22 protein-coding genes are annotated in these 25,040 nt (G+C 67.0%); 17 read left to right on the top strand and 5 right to left on the bottom strand.

From position 1 onward, the window contains the following. Positions 1-72: 72 nt before the first annotated feature. Complete coding sequence (locus NS1_RS28605) at positions 73-657, bottom strand: DUF4282 domain-containing protein (protein WP_056822226.1); 585 nt, start codon at positions 655-657, stop codon at positions 73-75. Positions 658-851: 194 nt separating this feature from the next. Between NS1_RS28605 and NS1_RS28600 the strand changes: the two genes are divergently transcribed. The 3 genes from NS1_RS28600 to NS1_RS28590 all read left to right on the top strand — a co-directional run bounded on the left by NS1_RS28600 (position 852) and on the right by NS1_RS28590 (position 4,432). After that, positions 852-1,358, top strand: a complete 507-nt coding sequence (locus tag NS1_RS28600; protein WP_056822229.1) for a hypothetical protein — start codon at positions 852-854, stop codon at positions 1,356-1,358. Between the two features lie 107 nt (positions 1,359-1,465). Continuing rightward, complete coding sequence (locus NS1_RS28595; protein ID WP_062989456.1) at positions 1,466-3,640, top strand: molybdopterin oxidoreductase family protein; 2,175 nt, start codon at positions 1,466-1,468, stop codon at positions 3,638-3,640. A gap of 168 nt (positions 3,641-3,808) precedes the next feature. After that, the gene (locus NS1_RS28590) at positions 3,809-4,432 is read left to right on the top strand and encodes a pyridoxamine 5'-phosphate oxidase family protein (protein ID WP_062989455.1); all 624 of its coding nucleotides are present in this window, start codon (positions 3,809-3,811) and stop codon (positions 4,430-4,432) included. 1 nt (position 4,433) lies between these two features. Here the strand turns inward: NS1_RS28590 and NS1_RS28585 are convergent, their stop codons facing one another. Further along, positions 4,434-4,931: a GtrA family protein gene (locus tag NS1_RS28585; RefSeq protein ID WP_084504580.1), complete on the bottom strand. Its 498-nt coding sequence runs from the start codon at positions 4,929-4,931 to the stop codon at positions 4,434-4,436. Positions 4,932-4,946: 15 nt separating this feature from the next. On the opposite strand from NS1_RS28585, the gene dprE1 reads away from it, so the two are divergent. The 3 genes from dprE1 to NS1_RS28570 all read left to right on the top strand — a co-directional run bounded on the left by dprE1 (position 4,947) and on the right by NS1_RS28570 (position 9,272). Continuing rightward, the gene (dprE1, locus tag NS1_RS28580; protein ID WP_062989454.1) at positions 4,947-6,374 is read left to right on the top strand and encodes a decaprenylphosphoryl-beta-D-ribose oxidase; all 1,428 of its coding nucleotides are present in this window, start codon (positions 4,947-4,949) and stop codon (positions 6,372-6,374) included. Continuing rightward, on the top strand, positions 6,371-7,150 hold the full coding sequence (gene dprE2, locus NS1_RS28575) for a decaprenylphospho-beta-D-erythro-pentofuranosid-2-ulose 2-reductase (RefSeq protein ID WP_056822241.1): 780 nt from the start codon (positions 6,371-6,373) through the stop codon (positions 7,148-7,150). The genes dprE1 and dprE2 overlap by 4 nt, the downstream gene beginning before the upstream one ends. A gap of 115 nt (positions 7,151-7,265) precedes the next feature. Then, positions 7,266-9,272 (top strand): galactan 5-O-arabinofuranosyltransferase, encoded by a 2,007-nt coding sequence (locus tag NS1_RS28570; protein WP_062989453.1) that lies wholly within the window; start codon positions 7,266-7,268, stop codon positions 9,270-9,272. 28 nt (positions 9,273-9,300) lie between these two features. Here NS1_RS28570 and NS1_RS28565 read toward each other — a convergent pair whose 3' ends face one another. Then, the gene (locus NS1_RS28565) at positions 9,301-9,930 is read right to left on the bottom strand and encodes a TIGR03086 family metal-binding protein (protein ID WP_062989452.1); all 630 of its coding nucleotides are present in this window, start codon (positions 9,928-9,930) and stop codon (positions 9,301-9,303) included. Between the two features lie 83 nt (positions 9,931-10,013). Here NS1_RS28565 and NS1_RS28560 point away from each other — a divergent pair, with 83 nt between their 5' ends. The 7 genes from NS1_RS28560 (at position 10,014) to NS1_RS40380 (ending at position 17,222) form a co-directional block, all read left to right on the top strand. Next, on the top strand, positions 10,014-10,976 hold the full coding sequence (locus NS1_RS28560) for a helix-turn-helix transcriptional regulator (protein WP_062989451.1): 963 nt from the start codon (positions 10,014-10,016) through the stop codon (positions 10,974-10,976). 176 nt (positions 10,977-11,152) lie between these two features. Further along, positions 11,153-11,695, top strand: a complete 543-nt coding sequence (locus NS1_RS28555) for a hypothetical protein (RefSeq protein ID WP_062989450.1) — start codon at positions 11,153-11,155, stop codon at positions 11,693-11,695. Positions 11,696-11,910: 215 nt separating this feature from the next. Then, positions 11,911-12,423: a hypothetical protein gene (locus tag NS1_RS28550; protein ID WP_062989449.1), complete on the top strand. Its 513-nt coding sequence runs from the start codon at positions 11,911-11,913 to the stop codon at positions 12,421-12,423. A gap of 33 nt (positions 12,424-12,456) precedes the next feature. Then, on the top strand, positions 12,457-13,140 hold the full coding sequence (locus tag NS1_RS42545; RefSeq protein WP_157125434.1) for a helix-turn-helix domain-containing protein: 684 nt from the start codon (positions 12,457-12,459) through the stop codon (positions 13,138-13,140). A 25-nt stretch (positions 13,141-13,165) separates the two neighbouring features. Then, the gene (locus tag NS1_RS42540) at positions 13,166-13,474 is read left to right on the top strand and encodes a zinc ribbon domain-containing protein (RefSeq protein ID WP_373864372.1); all 309 of its coding nucleotides are present in this window, start codon (positions 13,166-13,168) and stop codon (positions 13,472-13,474) included. Between the two features lie 76 nt (positions 13,475-13,550). Next, positions 13,551-16,898, top strand: a complete 3,348-nt coding sequence (locus tag NS1_RS28545) for an arabinosyltransferase domain-containing protein (protein ID WP_062989448.1) — start codon at positions 13,551-13,553, stop codon at positions 16,896-16,898. A gap of 162 nt (positions 16,899-17,060) precedes the next feature. Further along, entirely contained in the window at positions 17,061-17,222 is a 162-nt protein-coding gene (locus NS1_RS40380; RefSeq protein WP_156677619.1) for a hypothetical protein, read from the top strand. Between the two features lie 121 nt (positions 17,223-17,343). Here the strand turns inward: NS1_RS40380 and NS1_RS28540 are convergent, their stop codons facing one another. Then, on the bottom strand, positions 17,344-20,676 hold the full coding sequence (locus NS1_RS28540; protein ID WP_062989447.1) for an arabinosyltransferase domain-containing protein: 3,333 nt from the start codon (positions 20,674-20,676) through the stop codon (positions 17,344-17,346). Between the two features lie 332 nt (positions 20,677-21,008). Between NS1_RS28540 and NS1_RS28530 the strand changes: the two genes are divergently transcribed. From NS1_RS28530 to NS1_RS28515, 4 genes are all read left to right on the top strand, one after another. After that, entirely contained in the window at positions 21,009-21,521 is a 513-nt protein-coding gene (locus NS1_RS28530) for a hypothetical protein (RefSeq protein WP_062989445.1), read from the top strand. Positions 21,522-21,621: 100 nt separating this feature from the next. Next, on the top strand, positions 21,622-22,119 hold the full coding sequence (locus NS1_RS28525) for a peptidylprolyl isomerase (RefSeq protein ID WP_056822265.1): 498 nt from the start codon (positions 21,622-21,624) through the stop codon (positions 22,117-22,119). Positions 22,120-22,265: 146 nt separating this feature from the next. Continuing rightward, entirely contained in the window at positions 22,266-22,781 is a 516-nt protein-coding gene (locus tag NS1_RS28520) for a hypothetical protein (RefSeq protein ID WP_062989444.1), read from the top strand. Positions 22,782-22,869: 88 nt separating this feature from the next. Further along, positions 22,870-23,430, top strand: a complete 561-nt coding sequence (locus NS1_RS28515) for a Uma2 family endonuclease (RefSeq protein ID WP_062989443.1) — start codon at positions 22,870-22,872, stop codon at positions 23,428-23,430. 61 nt (positions 23,431-23,491) lie between these two features. On the opposite strand, the gene NS1_RS28510 is transcribed toward NS1_RS28515, so the two are convergent. Then, entirely contained in the window at positions 23,492-25,036 is a 1,545-nt protein-coding gene (locus NS1_RS28510; RefSeq protein ID WP_062989442.1) for an acyl-CoA carboxylase subunit beta, read from the bottom strand. Positions 25,037-25,040 lie beyond the last annotated feature (4 nt).

Genomic DNA, 25,040 nt, shown 5'->3' with positions numbered 1-25,040 from the left:
GCCCTACGCGGCCGACATATCGTCGGATCTGCGTACGGATTGTTTCACAATGAATCGGACACTGCGCAAGACCTATTTTTTCTTGCGGAACCGCCAGAACTGCACTGCTCGAACATCTTCGGAGAGTTGGTTCACCGGCTCGGCGACATCGGACAGGGCCTGGAACAGGCCATCGGCCAGTTCGCTGATGTGCTCGACGCGGCCTGCCAGCCGGGCCGCGTTGTCGGCGAATTCGAGCATCAGGCGCACCGAGGCCGCGATGGTGAGCCCCAGCGGCACGGCGACGAGCGCGGCGAGCACCCCCAGCAGCGCCGAGGCCCTCCACATCAGCACCGTGAGCGCGATCGGCACGCCGATGCCGAAGGAAACGACGCCGAGAACGTAGGCGAGCGGCAGCAATGTCCTGGTCGCGGGCCTGCGGAACTGCACGTCGAGCAGGGAACGGCCCGCTTCGGCAGCCCACTGTTTGGCCGAACCGGTAGTGCGGAAGGGCTCTTCGAACCCCGCGTCGCGTGCCAGGTCTGCCTCGTACGTACCCTCGGCAGGACGAGCCGGACGCTTTCCGTCGCTCTCTTTCCAAGAGAGCCAACGCGATTCGGCTTCGAACTCCTCGGCATCCTCGTCGTTCGACTCGGGGGTGCCAGGCGCTTCGGTCATAGTCCGAATCCTGCCCGCTTTCGGCCCCTACGCCAACCCGGGCGGCGCCATACCTGCGATAGCGAAGGTTACCGAACTGAGACGAAGCAGACACTCTCGAATATTTTTCGGTAACGGCGTAACAAGTGGACTACCCCGCGCCGATACGCCCATGAACGCAGGAACAGAGCTCTTCGGGGAATGGAGAACACACAGTGCGCACGACGTTTCCGACCACCACTACGGCCGCCGACAAAGGTGCCGCCGCGCAGGAGTACACCGCGCGTGGATGGACGGTCGCTGAAACCACCAATGGTCTGTGCTTGATCACCGATGACGAGGTCTCGGCCATCGAGATCACCGGTGAGATCGCGGGCGATGTCCGCCGCTTCCTGCGCGCCAACAACCTGTCCGGCCCCGTGATCGAGATCCCGGGCCAGGAGCGTCGCGAGATCCACCTGGTCACCGGAGTCCGCAAGGCCGCCATGGCGATCGAGGCCATGCGTGAGGCCGGCGTCATCGTGCACACCGACGGTGCGAGCATCCCGCTGCCGCCGACCCAGCTGGCCGCGGGCAGCGCCTCCTGGAGTGTCGCTCCCACCGAGGCCCGCTGGATCCCGCCGGTCGTCGCCCTCGGTGCGGCCGTGCGCTCGGCGATGGCGCGCAAGCAGTCCGGCACCAAGCAGACCGGCAAGCGCACCGCGCTGACTCTGGCCAGCTGACCTGAACCAGCCCGAACCCGCGATCCGCGACGCCTCCCCGACGTCGCAGCTCGCGGGTTTTCGGCGTTTCCGGCCATCGCCCACCCCGGTGGGCGTAAGCATGAGACATGGCTTCTCGTTCGCTGTCTTCTCGGACCGCTCTGCGTACCTGTCCGCTGTGTGAGGCCGTCTGCGGTCTCACGCTCACTCTCGACGACGCCGACCGGGTGTTGTCGGTACGCGGTGATCGCGACGACCCGTTCAGCAAGGGCTTCCTGTGCCCGAAGGGCGCCAGCTTCGGCCAACTCGACAACGATCCCGACCTGGTCACCACCCCGCTGATCCGCGACGGTGACGGATTCCGCGCCGCGGGCTGGGACGAGGCGTTCGACTTGATCGCGGCCGCCTTCGCCGAGATCCCCCGCGGCTCGTCCGCCATGTACCTGGGCAATCCCAACGCGCACACCGTCGCGGGCGCGCTCTATCTGCCCGCGCTCATCCGCGCGTTGAGCACCCGCCACGTCTACACCGCGAGTTCGGCCGATCAGATGCCGAAACAGGTCGCGGCCGGGCTCATGTTCGGCGACCCGCTCAAGGTCCCGGTCCCCGACCTCGACCGCACCGATTTCCTGCTGATGCTCGGCGCCAATCCGCTCGAGTCCAACGGGTCGCTGTGCACGGCGCCCGATTTTCCCGGCCGGCTCAAGGCGTTGCGGGCTCGCGGGGGCAAGCTGGTCGTGGTCGATCCGCGCGAGACCAGAACCGCCGCACTCGCCGACCAGCACCTGTTCATCCGGCCGGGCGCCGATGCCTATCTGCTGTTCGGGGTGGTGTACACGCTGTTCGAGGAAGGTCTCACGGACGTGCGCGTCGACGTCGCCGGGCTCGACGAACTGCGCGCTGCCGCGCTCGAGTTCCCGCCCGAAGCGGTGGCCGAGCGCACCGGCATCTCCGCCGACACGATCCGCGTACTGACCCGCGAACTCGCCGCCGCGCCCACGTCAGCTGTGTACGCGCGGATCGGCACCTGCACCGCGGAGTTCGGCACGCTCACCCAGTGGCTGGTCGACGCCGTCAACACCCTCACCGGCAACCTCGACTCCCCCGGCGGCGCCATGTTCGCCGACGCGGCGGCGGGCGGAGTGCAGCGATCCAAGCCGTTCCGGCTGGGCCGCTGGACCAGCCGCGTTCGCGAGCTGCCGGAGTCGATGGGCGAACTGCCCGTCGCCACCCTGGCCGACGAGATCGAAACCCCGGGTGAGGGGCAGATCAAGGCGCTGGTGACGGTCGCGGGCAACCCGGTGCTCTCCGCGCCGAGCGGCGCGCGACTGGACAAGGGTCTGGCCGGGCTGGAGTTCATGGTCAGTGTCGATCGCTACGTCAACGAAACCACCAGACACGCGAATGTGATCCTGCCGCCGCCGCGCTCGGTGCAGTCGCCGCACTTCGATTTCGCGCTGCTGCAGTTCGCGGTGCGCAACTACGCGCGCTACTCACCGCCGGTGGTTCCCCTGGGCGATCGGCCGTCGGAATCGGCGGTGGTGGCCCGCCTCGCGGCCGCGGTGAGCGGTCAGCCCCATACCGGAACGGGAGCGGCGAGCCCGATCGCGATGATCGACGAACTCGTCATCGCGGGCACCCTGCACAAGGCCGACATGAGCGAACGCCGCGAGGAGCTGACCGGCGCGAACACCACTGAGCAGCGCCTCGATCTGATGCTCAAGCTCGGCCCGTACGGTGCCTGGAACGGTGGTGAACTGAGCCTGAAAACCCTGCTCGACAACCCGCACGGCATCGACCTCGGCCCGCTGCGGCCGCGGCTGCCCGGCATCTTGCGCACCGCGTCGAAGAGGGTCGAGCTTGCCCCGCCGCAACTGCTGGCGGACGTGACGCGCCTGCGGGCCGGACTGGCGAACATCGCGCCCGCGATGGTGCTGATCGGACGACGTCAGCTGCGCTCCAACAACAGCTGGATGCACAACATCTCGGGCCTGGTCGGCGGCTCCAACCGCTGCACGCTGCAGGTACACCCCGACGACGCGACCCGTCTCGGTCTCGGCGAACAGGCCGAGATCACCTCGGCGGCCGGCTCGTTGACGGTGCAAGTGGAGCTGACGCCGACGATCATGCCCGGCGTGGTGAGCCTGCCGCACGGTTGGGGCCACGGCACGAGCACCACCCAGTCGGTCGCGCTGGCGCACGCCGGGGTGAATGCCAATGTGCTGACCGATGATTCGGTGGTCGACGCGGTGTCCGGCACCGCTGTGTTCAACGGAGTGCCGGTGACGGTAGGTCCGGCCTGATCGGTCCCGGCCTGGAAACTGTTGCGCAAACTCGGCTTTCATCCCATTCGCAACAATGGAGACGCCCCACCGACAGTGAGAGTCCCCTAGACTGGGTGAGATTGCGGTCACAGCGGGGGTTTCGTCTAGAGGCCCGCATCAACCGGTACGGCTAGCAGAGGGGGCCCGATGCCCGAAAATTTCGTCGGCAGCGACGGAGAACACGAGCTACAGGACACGTTGGGCACCTCGGACAGAGCCGAGCGTTTCTACGACGACCAGGTGATCGACTACCTGAACCCCACAATGGTGGATTTCGTCGCCCGCATGGACATGGCCTTCATCGCCACCGCCGATTCACACGGGGAATGTGACTCCAGCTTCCGGGCCGGAACGCCCGGATTTCTGCACGTGATCGACGATCGCACGATTGCGTACCCCGAGTATCGAGGTAACGGGGTGATGGCCAGCCTGGGCAATATCCTCGAGAACCCGCACGTCGGGATCCTGATGATCGACTTCGTTCGCGACCTCATCGGCCTGCACATCAACGGGAAAGCCCGCATGGTCGCCGATAACGAGCTGCGCGGCACCGTCACCGACCTGCCACCTGCCGAGCGGGGGAAAACCTCGCAGGTGTGGGTCGTCGTCGATGTCGAGGAGGCCTACATCCACTGCCGCAAACACATTCCGCAGATGGCGCCGGTCGCGCGGGATCAGCGCGAATGGGGTACCGACAACGTGCGCGCCAAGGGTGGCGACTACTTCGGCGTCAAGGCGGGCCGACAGCATGTCGAGGCCAAAGCGGGCTGACCTACCCGAGCTTGAAGATCACCGCACGCTGCACCACGAAGTTGATGACCGTTGCGGTGCCCTGCGCGACGACGAACGCGAGGGGCTGACGCCACCACTCGTCGGCCAGCGCGAAGTACATCGCCGCGTAGATCCCGACCTGCACGGCGAAGGTCACCGCGTACAGCGCGACCACCGCGAGGAACCGTGCCCTGCTCGGCTCGGCGTTGAACGTCCAGCGCCGATTGATCAGGTACGCGGTGGTCGTGCCCGCGATGAAGCTGATCGCCTTGGCGAGAACCTCCGGCAAACCGAGCACGTTCGACAGCAGGGTGAGCAGGCCGAAGTCGACGACAGCCGACAAACCACCGGTCAGCGTGAACCGCACGATCTGCGTCTTGAGGTCTACATCGGTCCCTCCTGGCTCGTCGACCAGGGGAATTTCGGCGGGCAGCGGCAGATGCGGTTGGGCTTGCACGTGAGGAAGACTACGAGACCGGTCGCTCCTCGCGCCATGCATGTAGCCTCTTAGCCGATGTCTGAGAACATTTCGACCACCAACGATGACGCGTTCGCGCTACCCACGCGCACCCGCAAGCTCACCGGTTGGGGTCGCACCGCACCCACCTCCGCCGAAGTGCTCTCGACCAGCGATCCGGAACTGATCGCCAAGGCCGTGAGCATGGTGGCGCAGGACAACGACTCGAAGCCGGCGCATCTGCGACGTGGCGTGATCGCGCGTGGCCTAGGCCGCTCGTACGGCGATCACGCCCAGAACGCGGGCGGGCTCGTCATCGACATGCCCGCGCTCAACCGCATTCACCGCATCGACCGCGATTCACGCATGGTCGAGGTGGACGGCGGTGTGAGCCTGGACCAGCTGATGAAGGCCGCGCTGCCGTTCGGCCTGTGGGTGCCCGTGCTACCCGGTACTCGCCAGGTGACCATCGGCGGCGCCATCGCCTCCGATATCCACGGCAAGAACCACCACAGCGAGGGCAGCTTCGGCAACCACGTCCGCTCGATCGACCTGCTCACCGCCGACGGCGCGGTGCGCACGATCTCGCCGACCGAGGACGCCGAGCTGTTCTGGGCGACTGTCGGCGGCAACGGCCTGACCGGCATCATCCTGCGCGCCACCATCGAGATGGCGCCCACCGAGACCGCGTACTTCCTCAACGACGGCGTCAAGACCTCGACGCTGGACGAGACGATCGCGGCACACAGCGACGGCAGCGAAGCGGACTACACGTACTCGAGCGCGTGGTTCGACGTGATCAGTCCGCTGCCCAAGCTCGGTCGCAGCACGATCACCCGAGGCCGCCTCGCCAAGCTCGACGAGCTGCCCAAGAAGCTGCAGAAGAAGCCGCTCGCGTTCGACGCGCCCCACTTGATGACGGTGCCGGATATCTTCCCGAACTTCACCATGAACAAGCTGACGCTGTCGGCCGTCGGTGAGGCGTACTACGCGATGGGCGGGAACTACACCGGCAAGGTGCAGAATCTGACGCAGTTCTACCACCCGCTCGACATGATCTCGGAGTGGAACCGGGGCTACGGCTCCAACGGTTTTCTGCAGTACCAGTTCGTGGTGCCGACCGAGGCCGTCGAGGAATTCAAGCGGATCATCATCGACATCCAGGCGTCCGGGCACTACTCGGCGCTGAATGTGTTCAAGCTGTTCGGTCCGGGTAACCAGGCTCCCTTGAGCTTCCCGATGCCGGGCTGGAACATCTGCGTCGACTTCCCGATCAAGAAGGGCCTCAACGAGCTGGTCACCGATCTGGACCGGCGCGTGATGGAGTTCGGCGGGCGGCTGTACACCGCGAAGGACTCGCGCACTTCCGCCGAGGCGTTCCACAAGATGTACCCGCGGATCGACGAGTGGATCAAGATCCGCCGCAGCGTCGACCCGAATGGCGTGTTCATGTCCGATATGGCCAGGAGGCTGGAGCTCCAGTGATCAACGCAGTTGGCAACCCGCAGACCATCCTGCTCTTCGGCGGCACCTCCGAGATCGGTCTCGCGATCTGCGCCGAGTACCTGCGCAAGAGCCCGGCCCGGGTCATCCTGGCGAACCTGCCCGGCGATCCGCTGCTCGAGAACGCCGTCACCACGCTGAAGGCCGCAGGCGCGACCCAGGTCGACGTCATCGACTTCGACGCGCTCGACACCGACTCGCACCCGAAGGTCGTCGATTCGGCGTTCGCCGCGGGTGACGTCGATGTCGCGATCGTGGCGTTCGGTGTGCTCGGCGATGCCGAGGAGCTGTGGCAGAACCAGCGCAAGGCGGTCATGACCGTCGGCATCAACTACACCGCCGGTGTCTCGGTGGGCGTGCTGGTCGGCGACAAGTTCAAGGCACAGGGCCACGGCCGGATCATCGTGATGTCCTCGGTGGCCGGTGAGCGCGTTCGCCGCTCCAACTTCGTCTACGGCTCCACCAAGGCGGGGCTCGACGGCTTCTATCTCGGCCTCGGCGAAGCGCTGCGCCCCTTCGGCCCTCGCGTCACCGTCATCCGCCCGATGCAGGTGCGCACCTCGGCGACCAAGGCCCACTGGGAAGCCACCGGCTCCAAGGAAGCCCCGCTCACCGTCGACCCGGAAGACGTCGCCAAGCTCGCCGTCGCCGCCTCGGAGAAGGGCACCGAGATCGTCTGGGCCCCCGGCGAGGCCCGCTTCCTGATGTCGGCCCTGCGCCACGTGCCGCGCCCGATCTTCCGCAAGCTCCCGATCTGATCGACTGCGTTTCGGACTGCCGCATCATCCCCGGATGGTGCGGCAGTTCTGCGTTGGGGCTCCACTAGGCTGGCCCGGACCGTGGAGCACAGTGGAGCCGGAGGATTGCGCGCCGATGACGACCAATGACGAGGTGCGGGCGGGGCGCAGGATCTGGACCGGGGTCGGTGAGGGGGTCGCCGCCGCGGTGGTGGCACTCGTTGTCGCCGCGGTGGGACTGTTCGCGTTCTCGGCGGTGCAGTGGCCCGCGTTCAACTCCTCCCATGTGACTCGCGCCCTGACCACGGTGGGCCAGGTCGTTTCGATCGCGCTGCTGGTGGTCTCGGTGCTGTTGATCCGTCTGCGGAAGTGGCCGGTGGCGGCGAAACTGCTGTCCTGGGTGGGCATTTCGAGCTTCGTCACGGTCACGCTCGGGATGCCGCTGGCCGCGACGAAGTTGTACCTGTTCGGTGTCTCGGTGGATCAGGAATTCCGGACCGAATATCTGACGCGGCTCACCGACAGCGCCGCACTGCGCGATATGACCTATGTGGATCTGCCGCCGTTCTATCCGGCCGGGTGGTTCTGGATCGGCGGGCGCGTGGGCAACGTGCTCGGCCTGGACGGCTGGGAAGTGTTCAAGCCGTACGCGATCGGGCTGCTCGCCATTGCCGCCGCGGTGGCGCTGGTGTTGTGGATGCAATTGGTGCGGGCCGATATGGCGGTGGGGGCGGCTGCCGCTGTCACGGCGATGACGTTGGCTTACGCCTCGCCGGAGGCGTATGGCGCGGTGCTCGTGGTGTTCATTCCGCCGGTGCTGGTACTGGCATGGGGTGCGTTGCATCGTCGTTCCGGCGGGTGGGGCGCGGTGCTCGGAACCGGGGTGTTCCTCGGGGTGGCCGCGTGTTTCTACACGTTGTATCTGGCGATCGCGGCGTTCACCGTGGTGATCATGGGGGTCGTCGCGGCCGGGTTCGCCGTCTACTCGCAGCGGGCAGCCGGGCCGCGGGCCCGCCGGGTCGGCGGAGCACGGGTCGGCTCGGCGGCCACTGATGCCGAAACGACGTCGATCAGTGCGTCGCCCGCCTGGCGTGCCGCGATCGCGCCGCTGACCAGGCTGGCGGCCATCGGCGGTATCGCCGTTGTGCTGGCCCTCGTCGTGTGGACGCCGTATCTGCTGAAGATGCTGTCCGGTGCGAAGTTGCCGTCCGGCAACGCCTTCCACTACCTGCCCGAATCCGGCGCCCAGCTCGCGTTCCCGATGCTCGAGTTCTCCCTGCGCGGAGCGTTCTGCCTGCTCGGTGTGCTGTGGCTGGTGATTCGGGCCGGATCATCCAGGCGCGCACAGGCACTGGGCATCGGCGTCGTATCGATCTACCTGTGGACGCTGCTCTCGATGGCGGCGACCGCGGCGGGCACGACCCTGCTGTCCTTCCGACTCGAGCCGGTCCTGCTCGCACTGCTCGCCGCCGCCGGCGTTTTCGGCTTCGTCGAAGGCGCGACCGCCGTCTACCAGGCGTTGAACGAACCCACCCCCTTGCGAACCGCCGCGGCGGCGATCGCCGTCCTCGGCGCTCTCGCCTTCGCCCAGATGATCCCCACCGTCCTCACCCACGAGATCGACACCGCCTACACCGACACCGTGCCCACCGATGTCCCGAACGCCGACGGCACCTACGGGGAACGCGCCGACAAGCGCAAGCCCTCCGCCGTCGCGTACTACCACGCCGTCGACGAGGCCATCCTGGCCCGAACCGGCAGGCCCCGCGACGAATCCGTCGTCCTCACCGCCGACACCACCTTCCTGGCCTTCTACCCCTACTGGGGCTTCCAGGCCCTCACCTCCCACTACGCGAACCCCTTGTCCGACTTCAAGGCTCGCGCCGCCACCATCGCCGACTGGAGCAAGCTCCCCGACTCCCCCGCCCTGGTCGAAGCACTGTCGAAGTCCCCGTGGCGGGCCCCCGACGCCTTCCTCTTCCGCAGCGACGGCGACAACTACACCCTGCGCCTGGCCGAAGACGTCTACCCGAACGACCCGAACGTCAAGCGCTACACGGTGTCGTTCCCCAAGTCCCTGTTCACCGATCCCGCCTTCACCGCCACCGAGATCGGTCCCTTCACCCTGATCACCATGCGCTGATCCGAGGCCACGTTCGGCCGATCCCCGCTCACGCAGCGGTGCGGCCGAGATAGTGGAGGAGTTCGGCGGTGGGCGTGGTTGCCGGTCCTTCGACGATCGGGGCGTAGGCGCCCCACTGCCGGAGGGGTTCGATGATCTCGGCGTCGGCGCCCGAACCGGGGGCCGGGTGGATCGTGCGGGCGGCCGCGAGGAGATGTGCCGACAGTTCGTCGGTGAGGGGCGACGGCTGACCGGTGGCGATCGCGATGTCCCAGGCGTGCACCGCCGCGTCGAGAGCGGCGAGGGTGGCGGCGACGGGGGTGGGGAGATCGCCGTGCGGGAGAGGCGTGGGCACGGTGGCGGTGCCGGCGGAGACCGTGGCCCAGGCCGCGGCGGTCTGGTCGATGGCTTCGCGGACCAGCGCGGCGGCGGTGCCGTCGATGGCGCCGGAGGGGTCGAAGGGGTTGTAGGACGGGCCGGGGCCGACTCCGAGGGCAGCGGCGTAGGCGAGTTGATCGCCCGCCGCGTGCTGGATGACCTGGGTGACGGTCCAGTCCGAGCAGGGGGTGGGCAGGTCCCACTGGTCGTCGGCGATACCGGCGACGGCGTCGCTGAGGGCCTGGTAGGAGGTGGCGACCACGTCGCGCCAGACGGTTTCGAGGGCTGCGGTGCTGTTCATGATGGTGCCTTTCGTTTCGGTGATGACTCCAGCCTAGAAACCTATTAGGCTTGTTTCTTTCCTAATTTTCTCCGAGGTGAAAAATGGCTGCGACAACGCCGCGCGTCCTGCGTCTGCTCGCCCTGCTGCAGGACCGCGGCTACACCGGCCGCGAACTCGCCGAGCGACTCGACATCACCGAACGCACCGTGCGCAACGACATTTCGCGACTCCGCGAACTCGGCTATCCCGTGCACGCGGAACGGGGCGCGATCGGCGGCTATCGCCTCGGCCGAGGCGCGACCATGCCGCCGCTGCTCCTCGACGACGAGGAAGCCGTCGCGGTCGCGCTGTCCATCGCCGTCGCCCACGACGGCTCGCTCGCCGTCTCCGACATCGGCGACCAGCTCACCCGAGCACTGCGCAAGATCGAACAGATCCTCCCGAAACGCCTGCAGCGCAAGGTCTCCGCACTGCGCGATGCCACCGAGATCGGCCCGGCCACCACCGGCTCACGCGAACCCGACGCACCGGTCGCCACGGGCATCCTCACCACCCTCGCCGACGCCGTCCGCCGCACCACCGCCGTCACCGTCGAAACATCCGACGGCGCAACAGAGCTCGAGCCCTACCGGCTGATCAACTGGCAACGCCGCTGGTACCTCGTCGCCTACAGCATGAACACCCATGACTGGACGGCCCTCCCAGCTGCCGGGATCACCCGGGCCGAGGCCGGCGCGCGTGTGTTCGCCCCGCGCGCACTCCCGGACGACGACCTCGTCGCCTTCGTCATGCGCCACATCGCGTCCACCGGCTGGCGCGTGCACGCCCGCGTCACCGTCCTCGAACCGGCCGAGACAGTCATCGCCAGGATCAACCCGGCGGTCGGTGTGGTCGAGCCCATCGACGAGCACAGTTGTGTGCTGCTCACCGGCGCCGACGCGATGGAGACGATCGCGATCTACCTCAGCATGTTGATGATGGATTTCCGCGTCGACGGCCCGCCGGAACTGGTCGCGCACCTGCGCACCCTGGCCCGCCGCTACACCGAATCGGTCGCACCGTGACGCGGTGCCGATCGTGTCCGATCCGTGCCGGAACCAGGTGTTCATCCGGCCCTACGGCACTACACTGACGGGTGCGGCACGGTCGTCGCCGACGGAGCGCACAACCCCATCGGCGGCTGTTGGAATCAGATCCTGCACGTCACGGGTCCCGGCGACCCGCTACCGGAGGAGGACGTATGTCCGATCCGTTGCACACGAGGGTGTGCCTCACCGGCCTGAACTGCTCCTGCCCGAGCATCAGTGTTTTCCTGGTGCCCGAACCGCTGGTTCTGGGCGGGCAGATGATGCACCTGCTCGAACAAGCCCCGGTCGCCGGGCGAATACTCGAACCCACCCCCGACACCGAACTGATCGACCTGATCCAGGCCGTGCGCACGCCGCTGGACACCCGTGGGCTCGCTCGCGCGCAGCAGGTCGCGTTCTCCGGTCCGCGCCACGATCCGCCGGTCGCGCGGGAGGTTCTGCACGACCATCTCATCGAAGAACCCGCGCCGTGGGGGCTCGATGTGGACGATCCGGCCGAGCTCACCCGGCTGGCGATGCTGCCCGAACAGCGCATCGGCGTGCGCCGCATCGATGATTTCCAGGCGCATTCGGTCCGCCAGGCGATGGAGGCCGTCTATCGGTATTTCGCGATCGACCAGCGCATTCCCCTGGTCTATCACGGCTTCGCCGACCCGCGCGATGGCTGGTTCGCGCTGCGCGCATCGGCGGCGTGAGCCGATTCCCGTGGTGTGACGGCATCGACCCTGTGTCTATCGACACCTGATAGCTACTGGTGTGCGGGAGCTCGATAGACCACAATATGTCCGGTCAGTGTCAACAAACCGCGCGGTCGGTGTCGCGGGGCGAGTACGCTGCGAAATGTTGGAAGTTCGGCCGACCGAAATCAGGTTTTGGTAGCGCTGATCGGTACGGATGCAGAGGTATAGCTATGACGCTCAACCGACCGGAGCGGATCGATCTTTTGTTGACACGGACGCAACGTCTCGGCCGTGAACCCGAACCGCGCGAGCAGCTCGACTCACTCGCCGCGATCGAACGGGTCGTCATCGACGCCACCATCGCCCTGCTCGCGCCAGGCCAGAAATTCGCACTGCTGTGGTCGCTGCAGGTCGGCGAGCAGATCGTCGCCGGGGTACAGCTCAAAGAGCGCAATGGAACGGTCACCAACCTGATGCCGCCCACCGAGGTGCTCGAATACCTGGCCGATCACAAGCGCATGTCCTACGACCCCGAGACCGGGGCCTGGCTCAGCGCCGAGATCTTCATCGCGGGCCCCACGCGATACAAGACCAACTACTCCACCGTCGCCGTCGCGGACTGGATGCCGGAGGTCTCGGCCGACGACCTCCGCGCCGAATTCGCCGCCTTCCCGCGCCCAGACACCGAGATCCCCGACTGGGCCCGAACCCAGCTCGACTGGGCCGACCGCCGCACCGGATAGCTGTCAGTGCTCTATGGCAGGCTGACCGCTGCCATGAGCAGGCACACCACCTTCCGCTACTGCCTCGATCCAACGGTCGAGCAGCTGAACAGCCTCGTTCGGCATGCGGGCGCGGCAAGGTTCGCGTTCAACCAATGTTTGCAACTGCATTTGCTTGCACGACGTGCCCACAAACGGCAGGCCGCAGTGCCAGTGCCGTGGACTGGATTCGATCTGATCAACGTCTTCAATGCATGGAAGAAGGCCGTGCATGCGGGCCGCGTCATCACCGTCGACAGCACAGGTAGCGCCGATGTCACGGCCACCGGGCTGGCTTGGCGGAACAGCGTTTGTCAGCAGGTAGTCGAAGAATCGGCCGTCGACTGCGGCCGTGCGCTGAAAGCATGGACGGACTCCCGGCGTCACAAACGCGCTGGACCCCGGGTGGGGCATCCCCGATTCAAGCGGAAAGGCCACTGCCTGCCTTCGTTCCGGCTGCGCAATAAATCTCCCGAGAAGCCCACCATCCGTATCGGCGACGGGCAGCGGCCGAGATCGGTAACACTGTCTGGACTCGGCCTGATTCCGGTACACGATGACACCCGGCGCCTGCGGCGACTTCTCGGAAGCGATCGGGCGAATATTCTGTTCGCCACGATCAGCCAGCGAGCCGGACGATGGTGGATCAGCGATCAGCGATGCCGGCTGGGCCGAATTCGCCCGGCTACTCACCTATAAACAGCAGTGGCGCGGCGGTGAATTGGTGAGAGCGCAGCATTGGTACCCGTCTTCTGAAACATGCTCCACCTGCGGTTGCGCCCGCGCTGATCTGAGACTGCACGAGCGAGTGTTCAATTGCGACACGTGCGGCGCCGCGCTCGATCGTGACCTGAATGCCGCGATCAATCTCGCCACCTGGGCCGAACAGCGTGTCACCCAGGTCCGGGACCCCCAAGCAGGAGGCCCGGTCCGCAACGCCCACCGACAGTCCCGCTCTGGCCGCCACCTCCGTATCGGTGAAACAGGTCTGAATGACGTGGGAACCGAAGTCCGGCCAGCATCCGCTGTCTGAACCGATGGACGCCCGAGAAGGGCGGTGCCGTACCGCTCACACCAAAGTGCGACGGCACGCTTTAGCATCAGTCCCCGTGCGACCGGACCGATCTGAACGAGCGTTCACCCGATACCGCCTGATCGCCCTTGTCTGTGGGCTGCTCGGGTTCGTGCTCGCCCTGCTCACACCGCTGTTGCCGGTGCGCCAGGACCGCGCGAGCCTGGACTGGCCGCAGGCGGGCGCGACCAGCGTCGAGGCACCACTGGTGTCGTATGTGCCGCAGCGGCTCGACGCGCAGCTGCCGTGCACGATGCTGAGTGGGCTGCCCGGCCCCGGCGCGGAGAACCCGAGCACGACCACCCTGTTGACGACGATTCCGGTCGCCTCCGGCAAAGCCGACCGCGGGCTGAGCGTCACCGTGCGCGACGGCGTGGTGGGCGTGCAGGCGCGCGATGTGCCGATGCTGTCGGCGCCGATCGCCGAGATCGGCGGTTGCGAGCGGATCAGCATCGTCTCGACCATCGAGGCGACGACCGTCGAGTTCGTCGGCGCCGCGCGCCAGGACGGCACCCCGTTCCGCAACACCGTCACCGTCGACAAACGCCCGCAGATCGTCGGCGTCTACACCGACCTCGACGCGGCGGCCCTCACCGGCGCCCGGCTGCACGCCGATATCGACTCCCGCTTCACCTCGACGCCGACCACGCTGAAACTCGTGGCAATGATCGGCGCCGGGGTCTTCACCCTGCTCGCGTTGATCGCGCTGCACCTGCTCGACACCGCCGACGGCCGCCGCGCGCGGCGCTTCCTGCCCCGGCACTGGTGGCGGATCACCCCCACCGACGTGGTGGTGGTCGTGACGCTGCTCGGCTGGCATGTGATCGGCGCCAACACCTCCGACGACGGCTACATCCTCAATATGGCGCGCGCGTCGGGCCCGTCGGGCTACATGGCGAACTACTACCGCTGGTTCGGCGTGCCGGAGGCCCCGTTCGGCTGGTCCTACGAACTGCTCGCCTGGATGACGAAGGTCTCCGACGCAAGCCCGTGGATGCGCCTGCCCGCCCTCGCCGCCGGATTGGTCTGCTGGGCGGTGATCAGCCGAGAAGTGCTGCCCCGCCTCGGTGCGCGCGTGCGCCGCGACAAGGTGGCGCTGTGGACGGCGGGCCTGGTGTTCCTCGCCTTCTGGCTCCCCTACGACAACGGCCTTCGCCCCGAACCGCTGATCGCGGCGGGCGCCCTGCTCACCTGGTGCCTCATCGAACGCGCCATCGCCACCGCGCGACTGCTGCCCGCCGCCCTGGCCGTCCTCGTGGCCGCGTTCTCGCTGGCGGCAGGCCCGACCGGCCTGATCTGCATCGCCGCGCTGCTCGCGGGCACCCGCCCGGTCATGCAGATCATCATCAAACGCGCGCAAGGTCTGCGACCACGCCGGATCGCCGCCGACAGTGCGGTCGACGCCGCCGCCGACCGGAGTGCCGCGCCTGCCGGCCACGAGCCCGAACGACTCTCACTGGGCACCAAGATCTTCCGTTATGCCGCGCTCCTTGCCCCCGGCGTCGCGGCGGGCACGCTGGTGCTCATCATCGTCTTCGCCGACCAGACGCTGGCCACCGTCATGGAAGCCACCCGAGTCCGCACCCTCGTCGGCCCGAACGTCGCCTGGTTCGACGAGCGCACCCGCTGGGACTCGCTGTTCATGCTCTCCCCCGACGGCTCGCTGGCCCGCCGTTTCGGCGTCCTGGTGATGCTGCTGTGCCTGCTCGTCTGCATCCTGCAGGTCCTGCGCAAGGGCCGCATCCCCGGCACCTCACGCGGCCCCTCGGTGCGCATCCTCGGCATCGTCTTCGCGGCACTCCTGCTGATGATGTGGACGCCGACCAAGTGGACCCACCACTTCGGCGTCTACGCGGGCCTCGCGGGCTCGCTGGCGGCCTTGGCGGCGGTGGCTGTGGGCACCAACGGAATTCGCGCCCCCCGCAATCGCTCGCTGTTCGCGGCCGCCGTTCTGTTCCTGCTCGCGATGACCTTCACCGGCTCCAACGGTTGGTGGTACGTGTCCAGCTACGGCGTGCCGTTCTGGGACAAGGCGCCGATGGTGGCGGGCAAGGGCGTATCGACCCTGTTCCTCGGACTCAGCATCCTCGCCCTCCTCGTCGCGCTGTATTTCCACCTGCGCGACCCCTACCGAACCCCTTCGGACACCGGCCGTTTCGATCGTTTCGCGACCATGCCGCTGACCATCGCGGCGGCCCTGCTCGTGCTGTTCGAGGTGGCGTCGATGGCCAAGGGCGCCATCACCCAGTACCCCGCCTACTCCATCGCGAAGTCGAATATCAATTCGCTGCAGGGCAATACGTGCGGCCTCGCCAATGACGTTCTGGTGGAAACGAATACCGCCGATTCACTGCTCACCCCCTACACCGGCGCCCCCGCCGACGGGCTGAACGCCGAATCCACCGGCTTCACCCCGGACGGCGTAGCCGACGACCTCACCGCCGATGCCGACGAAACCGTGGTCGGCGGCGCCAACTCGGTCGACAACGATTCCGCCAACAAGACCACCAAGACCACCGGCGCGGGCACCGGCGGCGGCACCAGCGCCGAACCCGGCATCAACGGCAGCACCGTCGCCCTGCCCTTCGGCCTCGACCCCGCCCGCACCCCGGTCCTCGGCTCCTTCCAGGACGGCGTGCAGCAGCAGGCGAAGCTGACCTCACAGTGGTATCGCGTCGACCTCGGCGACAGCGTGCGCGACGATCCCGCCTACCAGGCCCTCGTGGTCACCGCGGCCGGGCGGATCCGCTACGTCGATACCGACGGCGTGGTGCACTACGGCCAGGATCTGCGCCTGGAATACGGCACCCGCGCCGCCGACGGTTCCGTCGAGGTCACCGGCTCGGTCGCGCCGATGGATATCGGGCCCGCCCCGTCGTGGCGCAACCTGCGCGTGCCGATCGATCAGCTGCCCGTCGGCGTGAACGCGGTGCGCCTGCTCGCCGCCGACAACGACATCACCGGCAAGCAGTGGCTCGCGGTCACACCGCCGCGCCTGCCGAAACTGGCCACCCTGGACTCGGTGGTCGGCCGGACGGACCCGGTGCTGCTCGACTGGCACGTCGGCCTCGCGTTCCCCTGCCAGCGTCCGTTCGAGCACCACGACGGCGTCGCGGAGGCCCCACAGTGGCGGATCATGCCCGACAGGGTCGGTTCGGACGCGTCCAACGCGTGGCAGGACGACATCGGCGGCGGCCCGCTCGGGTGGACAAATCTGCTCTTGAAGGCCGAGACTGTGCCCACCTATCTCGACCACGATCTCGGCCGTGACTGGGGCTCGCTGGAGCGGTTCACGCCGTATCAGCCCGCACCGCCCGCGAAGATCGGCGTGACTGTGATCGATCAGACAGGACGAGCCAAAGAACCGGCAATTCGGGCACAGTAGGACCACGTAGTGACACTGGCAGCGTAAGGGCAGTGACCGGGCACTGGCGCAGGTCTCTCATGAAACCTTCAGTGCCCGTTAGGGTTTCGATTTGATGAAACACCTGTAAATGACATGGTAAAGGTCCTGTGCCTGCACGTTTGAGCACGTACCCTTGTGGGTATGACAGGAGCCTTCGATGACATGGATCTACGAGATCTCGTCGAGTTGCTCAGCAACGACGAGAAGCAAGAACTACGACCGGCCGTAATGCGGGTACTGGAAAGACTGCCTTCACAAGAGGTATTACGCCGCGACCTGAACCGTCGCATGCTCAACGTCTGACTCCTGTCCCTCATACGACCACAAAGGCGCGGACCACATCCTGTGATCCGCGCCTTTATCTTTGGCGGCTGGCGCCGCGAATTCTCGGCCCTGTGGGCCTCGAACTACAAGACCTCCATGGCTAGAAGACCCGCAGGGGGCCCGGGCTCCACAGGCCGTTCCGCGGCGCGGTGCCGGTCTCCAGCTCGGCGGGCGTGGCCTGCGCGTACTGGTCGTAACGTTCCAGCGAGCCCCAGTCGCGGGCCCAGTCGTCCTTCAGATAGGTCGGGATGGTGACCCGGCTCGCCAACATCTGCGTCATGCCGAGCGGACCACCGAACTCCTGCGCCTGCCAGGTGTCGGTCGACGAGATCGCCAGCGGACGGTCCGGCAGGATCCGGTAGTTCGCCACCTCGGCCACGCCGTTCTTGTGCGCGAACGGACGCTGGCACGGGAACTGCAGGCCCACGGCCCAGTCCAGCAGGACCGGCTGGTCACGGCCGATGAACGTGTCCAGAGTCTGCAGCTTCGGCACCCGAGGCGGGGTGAACGCCAGCCACTGATCGCCGATCAGGATCGGGTCGTTGACCATCACGCGTACCGCGTTCACCTCGGTCGGGAGGTCGGCCAGCGGCACCCGCAGGTTGCGCCACGACGGGGCGGGGCCGATATCGCGCGGCTGGTAGGCGCCGAGCGCGGTGACACTGCCGTCGGGGTTGCGGGTGCCGTATTCGACGAACAGCGCCTGGCCGTACTTGTCGGAGCCCGAATCGTCCTTGGAGGCGATGCGACCGGCCGCGCTGATCACGACCAGCGGCGAGTCGTCCGAGCGGGCGGGCAGACCGTACCAGGCCGATTCCAGGTGGGCAGGCTGCTGCATGCCCTCCTGGTAGGAGCCCAGAATCGGGGTCTGAGCGGGGTCGAGGCCGAACGGCAGCGCCACGGTCGAACCGTTGATGCCGCGTGCGCCCTCGCCGCCGCCGGTGCCCGCGCTCTCGCCTTCGGCGAAGGCCGCGCCCACCGACTGGTTGCTGGTGTTGCCGGTGCCCGGCTTCACCTCGACCGCGTCGGCCGACAGGTCGCTCGGCACGCCGTTGGGGGTGAACCCGACCGAGCCGGTGCCCGCGAGCGGGTCGTTGGGGTCGGTGAACGGACGGGCCGGGTCGACGATCGGGTCGAGCCTGCCGCCGTTCGGGTCGGGTTCGACCAGCACGTCGTTGGCCAGGCCACACGAGTTGTTGCTCAGCGCGTCGATGTTGGAGCGGCCGAGCGAGTAGCCGGGGTACTGCTGGGTCGCGCCCTTGACCAGTGAGAGCACCTCGAACAGCACCATCAGGCCGACCACGATGGTGAGCGGGATGGCGGCGAACTTGCGGATCCGTTTGCCGCGCTCGGTTTTCGCCGACGGCACCGGCCGCACATAGTCCTCGCGCAGCGCGTACCAGCCGACCAGGGCCAATGCCACGCCGAACAGGATGAGCATCACCGTGTTCGAGTGCACGCCGCGCAGCGAGATGGTCTTGTCGAACCACGGCACGCCGTAACTGGACACATACCAGTAGCCGTTGATGCCGGAGAACGACAGCGCGAGCACGAACAGCAATCCGGCCAGGAAGATCGCCCGGTTCTTGCGTGAGCGCAGCGCGCTCTGCGACACCGCCACCGCGGTCACCGCCGCGAGCCCGCCCGCGATGCCCGCGTAGGCGCCGAAGTGGTGGGTCCACTTGGTGGGGTTGAACATCATGAAGAAGATCGTGCCGAAGACGATTCCCATCAAACGCCAGGTCGGACCCGACGCGATCCCCGGTACCTGACGGCGGCGCAGCAGCACCAGCAGCGTCGTGAACAGGCACAGCAGCATCACCAGGAAGGCGAAACGGCGAGCCAGCGAGCCGTCGACGGTCTCGACGAACATGTAGTAGTAGCGCAGGTAGTCCTCGTACCAGGCCAGGTTCGGGCCGGTGGCCTGACGCACCCGATTGGCTTCCTGGATGCCCGCGAAGGTCTGGTCGCCGTAGACGACCGTGAGCACGAGCACACCCGCCGACGCGATCGGAGCCAGCAGCGCGAGCGTGCCGAACTCGCGATGACGGCGCACGATGATCCGCACCAGCGGCCGGATACCGGCCAGCAGCGCGGCCACACACATCAAGCCGGTGGGCGCGGCGGCGAGCGTGAACGCCGCGATCAGCACCGCGATGCCGGCGGGCAGCAGTCGGCCGGTGGCGATGGCGCGTTCGATGGAAACCCAGGTGAGCAGCGCGCCGAGGGCCACGATCGGCTCCGAACGCAGGCCGTTGTCGAACGGCAGCCAGAACGCCAGGAACACCAGTCCGCCGGTCCACAGCGCCACCTGAGAGCGCTTCACCGCATTGCCGAGGCGAGGGACCACCTCGCGGCTGATCACCATCCAGCACAGGATCGCGCAGATCAGCGCGGGCACGCGCACCCACGGACTGGCCGTGGAGATCTCCGCGAACACCTGGATGACGTAGTAGTACCAGCCGAACGGCGCCTCGGGGACGCCGTACCAGCGGAAGTAGTTGGCCATATAACCCGCGTCGGGGGCCACGCGCACCATCGACAGGATGTAGCCGTCGTCGGAGGTGTTGGCGCCGACGAAATGCCAGACCAGCAGCGTGCCGACCACCGCGCCGTCGGCCCAGGTCGGCTTCAACCAGTTGCGCGGCAGGAAGCGGCGGTGCCCACGCCCGTCACTGCCGTCGAGACGACCGAGCGCGCCGAGCGCCAGCAGGGTGCACAGCACGGCCGCGATGATCGCCACCAGCTTGATCAGCGACGGGCTCGACGAGAAGCGGGTGTCGATCGTCGAGGTCAGCGAGAGTCCCGGCGGCACCGCACCTTCGAGATCAGTGAACACGCCGACGATCTGGGGCCGCAGGTCACCGGCGAGCTGCCCCTGCACGGGCATCTGCACGGTTTCCACCACGCCCGGCTGACCGGCGATCGGCCGCTCCACCTGCTTGGTCAGCCCGACGAACTCCGCACTCGTGCGGTTCTGATCGGAACTGATCCGGATCGCCGAGCACCCGTCCATCGCCGACCGGTCCGCCGAGGCGACCACCGCGTTGCGATCCACCACATCGACGGCCGTATCGGAGACGCGCACGAACAGCGCCTCCAGGGCCGCGCGATCGCCCTGCGGCGGCGCGGTCGCCAGCAGCATGCCGCCCTGTTCCGGCAGCGTCGCCACGGCCGAACACGGGATCGACACATTCAGGTCGATCGGCACCTGCGACATCAGCGGTGCGGCCACGTTCGCGAGCGTGCCGTTCTGCGGCCAGTTCAGTTGCGCGGTCGTCTGGGTGACCGGAAGAAACGGCGTGGCCACCGCGAACAGGGCACCGAGAATCCCGGCGACGATCGCGATCCATCGCGCGATCCGGAAGTCCTTCGCGGTGGCCACCGGGTCGGCAGGAGGCTTGGTAAGAACGGCTGTAGCGGCGTCTGGCACGGTTCGACATGCTATCGGTCCCTCGGTACTTGTGAGGGGTCGCACGCCGAGTCGGTAAAATGGCTGGTGTGACTATGCACCATCGGTGTATAGTCACACCACATGGTCAGCAGGGGGCGGCATCCGAAAAAGGCAATCAATACGGCCCTCGCAGAGCTCGACCTCGATCGTTTCGAGGTCGAAGAAATCCACCGCGGACACCGCTGGGGCGTCGTCCGCCACCGTTCCAGCGGTGACACGATTGCTATCTGGTCGACCCCTCGCGTGCCAGAGGACAACGCCGACGCCATCCGCCGGTTCACGCGAGGGCACACCGATTGAAAGGAATCGTCATGGGTCGCCATGAATTCACGCTGGTACTCGATCACACGCCAACCGATGACGACCTCGACGCGCTCTACGACGCGGGGCTCGACGATTCAACTCCCGAGTTCGGCCCACGCACGACCCCTCTACTGCACCTGCATCGTGATGATGACTCCCTGGCATCGGCCATTATCAGTGCTGTCGGCCAGGTCGAGACCGCCGGTTTCGCCGTCGTGGGCGTGCGCACCGAGAACCTGGTGACCCTGAAAACGATCGCAGCCAGGACCAGCCGCACATACGAAAGCGTTCGTCGACTCGTCAATGGCGATCGCGGGCCGGGCGGCTTCCCCGCGCCGATGAGCGGTGACGGTTACGCGCTGTACTCATGGACCGAAGCCGCGCGGTGGTTCGCCGAGCACTACGGCATCCCCGACACAACCACGCGCTACGACCGAATCATCGCCGCCGCGGATCATTTGGTACGCGCCCGCCATTTGCTCGGCGGCGACACCGGCCAACTCTCCGCGCTGGCGAGCTGACCTTCATCACCAGCAGATTTACGCCCGAGGCTTTCGGCCCGGCACTCCGACCGTGCAGCACCTGCCAGAACGCTCGGCGGTTCGCCCTAGACTCGACTCCATGACCAAGGTGAATCTCGAAACCAATTACGGACCGATCGTGCTCGAGTTGGACGACCAGGCCGCGCCGAACACGGTCGCCAACTTCGTGAACTACGTGAACTCGGGCCATTACGCCGGCACCGTGTTCCATCGCGTCATCCCCGGTTTCATGGTGCAGGGCGGCGGCTTCGAGCCCGGCCTGAAGCAGAAGCCGACTCAGGCGCCGATCCAGAACGAGGCCACCAACGGCCTGAAGAACGACAAGTACACCGTCGCGATGGCCCGCACCAACGACCCCCACTCGGCCACCGCGCAGTTCTTCATCAACATCTCCGACAACGCCTTCCTCAACCACTCCGCGCCCCAGGGCCAGGGCTGGGGCTACGCCGTCTTCGGCAAGGTCACCGACGGCTTCGAGGTAGTCGACAAGATCGCCGCCGTCACCACCGGCAGCGCGGGCCCCCACCAGGACGTCCCGGTCGACGACGTCATCATCGAATCCGCCTCTGTCGCCTGATTTCTCGACGCAGTGCGGCGGGCCGCCACCGAATTCCTCGGTGGCGGCCCGTTTTTTGACTATCGAGTCGTCGCCGATGCGATCGTGAAGGTGTTGCAGCGCACGCGGTACGGTGTTTCGACTGTTCAAAATTCTTGGGGGAATACGTGAAAGACCTTCTTTACTCGGCGCTGGGCGTAGTGTTCGGCGCCTTCCTCGTTTTCGGCGGAATCGTCACGCTCAACAGCGGTGCCGACTGCGACGGCAAGGCAATGTCGGCGCGCGAGATCTGCGTGACGACCAGTAAGGGTTCGTCGGTGGAGCGTGACGCCGCCGAACAAGAAGCCCAGAACAAGCGCACCGGGTGGATGCTGATCGGCGGCGGCGCCCTGATGGGCATCGGCTCCGCGTTCTGGCTGCGGAGCAATCTCCGTTCGCGCCGGGCTCGCCGCGCCGCTACCGCGCCGCAGGGTTTCCCGCCCGTCGGCACCCCGCATGGACTGCCACAGGGCCAGTGGCAGCAGGCCGCACCCGCTCCGTACGGGTCGCCGCAACCCCAGGGCCAGTGGCCGCAGCAAGCTCCCGGATACAACGCACCCGCTTACGCGCCACACCCCCAGAGCCAACCGCCCGCACCGCACCCGGGCGCCGGGTACAACCCGAACCCGAACTACCGGCGGTAACGGGTCATTCCTTCGAGCTTTCAAGTCGCACGATTAGACTTGGTCCAGCGGGTTCGCCGACCGCTCGAAGATGTCCGGAAGGAGCGCCATGACTGCCATCGCCCCCGCGTGGATGCACGAGCAGATCACGGCTGCGGAGTACGACACCTGGTCCGAGGAGCAGTGTGCGGGCATCGAGATCGTGGACGGGATGGTTGTTGTGAGTCCCAGCGCGTCCAAGCGGCATAACCGGCTGGCTCGGATCCTTGCCAACGCGCTCGACGCCGCGGCCGGACCGGACTGGAATGCCGACACCGACTTCGACGTCCGACTCCAGGATGTTCCGCTCACCAATCGGCGACCCGATGTCGTTGTCTATCGCGCCGATACGATCGACCTGACGCCGACCCGGCCCGAACACGTGCTGTTGGTCGTCGAGGTCGTCTCGCCCGGCTCGGAGACCACCGACCGGATCGTCAAGGTGGACCAATACGCGAAGGCGGGCATCGCCTTCTACTGGCGGATCGAGCAGGCGGCCAACGGTGTCCCACTGATCTATACCTACATTCTCGACCCGGCGACCGGGTCATACCGGACCGGCGACATGTTCACAGGAGCGGTCGATGTCTCGGCTCCCTTTCCCGTGGAGATCGACCTCGGGAAAATCTGATCCAGACTGAACGAACGGGCCGCCTCGGAGAGTTTTCCGTGGCGGCCCGTTCGGGTTCGATCTACAGCGGCAGGACGTGGTGCTTGCGCGGGTTGCGCTGGATCTTCTTGTCCTGGAGCAGTTTCAGGGCTCGGCGCAGTTCGAGGCGGGTGGAGGCCGGTTCGATGATGGCGTCGATGAAGCCGCGTTCGGCGGCCACCCATGGGGTGGCGACGTTGGCGTTGTAGAAATCGATCAGGTTCTGGCGGATGGCGGCGCGCTGGTCTTCGGGGGCGGCGGCGATCTGGGCTGCGCCGAGGAGGCTGACGGCGCCCTCGGCGCCCATGACCGCGATGCGGGCCGTCGGCCAGGCGAGGTTGATGTCGGCGCCGAGCTGCTTGGAGCCCATCACCGCGTAACCGCCGCCGTAGGACTTGCGGACCACCAGGGTGATCTTGGGGACCGAGGCTTCGACGTAGGAGAACAGGAAGCGGCCGCCGCGCTTGATGACGCCGACCTTCTCCTGTTCCACACCGGGGAGGAAGCCGGGGGTGTCGACGACGAAGACCAGCGGGATCTCGAAAGCGTCGCACAGGCGCACGAAGTGCGAGGCCTTGTCGGAGGCGCGGGCGTCGAGCGCGCCTGCCGCCGACATCGGCTGGTTGGCGACGACACCGACGGTGCGGCCGTCGATGCGGGCGTAACCGGTGATGATGTTCTGGCCGGTGTCGGCGCTGATCTCCTTGAACTCACCGTCGTCGAAGATGCGCAGCAGGATGTCGTACATGTCGTAGCCCGCGTTGTCGGAGTCGGGCATGAACGTATTCAGCTCGCGGTCGGAGTCGGTGATCTCCGGCTCGAGACCGGGGTTCACCACCGGCGGCAGTTCCTGGCAGCTGCTCGGCATATAACCCAGGTACTCGCGCACCCAGGTGAAGGCCGCCTCCTCGTCCTTGGCGACGTGGTGGATGTTGCCGTACTGGGCCTGCGTGCGCGCGCCGCCGAGCTCCTCGAGGCTCACGTCCTCGCCGGTGACTTCTTTGATGATCTTCGGGCCGGTGACGAACATGTGCGCGGACTCGGTCGCGACCACCACATCGGTGCAGATCGGCTCGTACACCGCGCCACCGGCGCAGTTGCCGAGGATCACCGAGACCAGCGGCACCATGCCGGACAGCGGCTCGAGGTTGGTCGCCATCCAGGCGTACCAGGCCAGCGAGCTGATCGCCTCCTGCACGCGCGCGCCACCGGAATCGTTGATGCCGACCAGCGGAATGCCGACCTTGGAGGCGTACTGCATCAAGCCGCACAGCTTGCGACCGAACGCCTCACCGACCGAACCGCCGTAGACGGTCTGATCATGGGAGAACACCGCCACCGGGCGGCCCTCGACCTTGCCGTGGCCCACTACGACACCGTCACCGTAGAGAGCGGTCGCGTCGCCGGGCTTGCGCACCAGCGCGCCGATCTCGACGAAGGTGCCGGGATCGAGCAGCTGGTTGATCCGGTCGCGGGCACTGGGAATGCCCTTGTGCGCCCGCTTCGCGATGCCCTTCGCGCCCGCGGGCTCTTTGGCGAGCTCGAGCCGCTCGTGCAGATCGGCAAGCTTTTCGGCGGTCGTGCTCACTTAC

It is taken from the genome of Nocardia salmonicida NBRC 13393 (genome assembly GCF_001613085.1).
In the GTDB taxonomy this organism is placed as follows: domain Bacteria; phylum Actinomycetota; class Actinomycetes; order Mycobacteriales; family Mycobacteriaceae; genus Nocardia; species Nocardia salmonicida.
This window is presented reverse-complemented; position numbering and strand designations above follow the sequence as displayed.